General features: G+C 52.5%; 1 pseudogene. It reads right to left on the bottom strand.

The annotated features are described in order from the left end of the window. Positions 1-1,640, bottom strand: a pseudogene (locus K339_RS37660) (hypothetical protein); the annotation flags it as partial.

Below are 1,640 nucleotides of genomic sequence, written 5' to 3'. Positions count from 1 at the left end.
GTATCAGGTAAGTTTTGACCACTTTCCACGATGTCTTTCAATCCATCGTTGTCAGAATCCAACTCACGGAAATCGTCAATGCCGTCGGCGTCGCTGTCAGGATTATCAGCGTCCGAAGTACCGCCTTTGAGGGCGTCATTGGCATCTACCGCGTCGGCTATACCATCGCTGTCAGCATCGCCGTAGCCAGTGTCAGCACTGCTAATTACCCCATCGTTGTTGGTATCAGCCGCGCCGTTGCCGCTTTCCACTACGTCGCTGATGCCGTCATTATCAGAATCTAAATCCAAATAATCTGGGCCTTCCGTACCGTCGGTGTTCACTGCCGCTGGAATCGTACCGCCTTCCGTGCCACCTTCGGCTGCATTTGGAATACCGTTCAACCCTGGCGCTGATTCGCTGGTGCTTAGGACTCCGTCGCCGTTGGCGTCTGCCAACAAGGCTGGGCCGTTGCCGCTTTCAGTCAAATCACTGATGCCGTCGTTGTCCGAATCTAAATCTAAATTATTTGGAATGCCATCACCATCAAAATCGGTCGTGCCTTCTGTCGCATCAGCAATACCGTCGTTGTCATCGTCCAAATCCGTCGCGTCAGCAATGCCGTCACCGTCCGCATCAGGAATCAACGGCTGACGATAATCAGGGGTGCCATTCGTGTCGGTATCTTTCAACGTCGCCTCGTTTTGGCTGCCTGCATTGCCACCTACGGTATTGTTGGTGTCTAAGCCTGCTGCATTCACCAACCCGTCGCCGTCAGTATCCGTACCGTCCACTTTGCCATCCGAATTTGTATCAGGTAAGTTTTGACCACTTTCCACGATGTCTTTCAATCCATCGTTGTCAGAATCCAACTCACGGAAATCGTCGATACCGTCGGCGTCGCTGTCAGGATTATCAGCATCCGAAGTACCACCTTTCACGGCGTCATTGGCATCTACACCATCAGCAATACCATCGCTGTCAGCATCGCCGTAACCTGTATCAGCACTGCTAATCAAACCATCGTTGTTGGTATCAGCAGCGCCGTTGCCACTTTCGACCACGTCACTGATGCCATCATTATCCGAATCTAAATCCAAATAATCTGGGCCTTCCGTACCGTCGGTGTTCACCGCCGCTGGAATCGTACCGCCCTCAGTGCCACCTTCGGCTGCATTCGGAATACCGTTCAACCCTGGCGCTGATTCGCTGGCGCTTAGGACTCCGTCGCCGTTGGCGTCTGCCAACAAGGCTGGGCCGTTGCCGCTTTCAGTCAAATCACTAATGCCGTCGTTGTCCGAATCTAAATCTAGATTATTGGGAATACCATCACCGTCGAAGTCAACTGTGCCTTCAATGGCATCAGCAATACCGTCGTTGTCATCGTCCAAATCCGTCGCGTCGGCGATGCCGTCACCGTCCGCATCAGGAATCAACGGCTGACGATAATCAGGGGTGCCATTGGTGTCGGTGTCTTTCAACGTCGCCTCGTTCTGGCTGCCTGCATTGCCACCCACCACGTTGTTCGTGTCTAAGCCTGCTGCATTCACCAATCCATCGCCGTCAGTATCCGTACCGTCCACTTTGCCATCTGAATTTGTATCAGGTAAGTTTTGACCACTTTCCACGATGTCTTTCAATCCATCGTTGTCAGAATCCAA

It is taken from the genome of Runella limosa DSM 17973 (genome assembly GCF_000482465.1).
In the GTDB taxonomy this organism is placed as follows: Bacteria; Bacteroidota; Bacteroidia; order Cytophagales; family Spirosomataceae; genus Runella; species Runella limosa.
The sequence above is the reverse complement of the archived record's forward strand: the minus strand, read 5'-3'. Positions and strand labels throughout refer to the sequence as shown.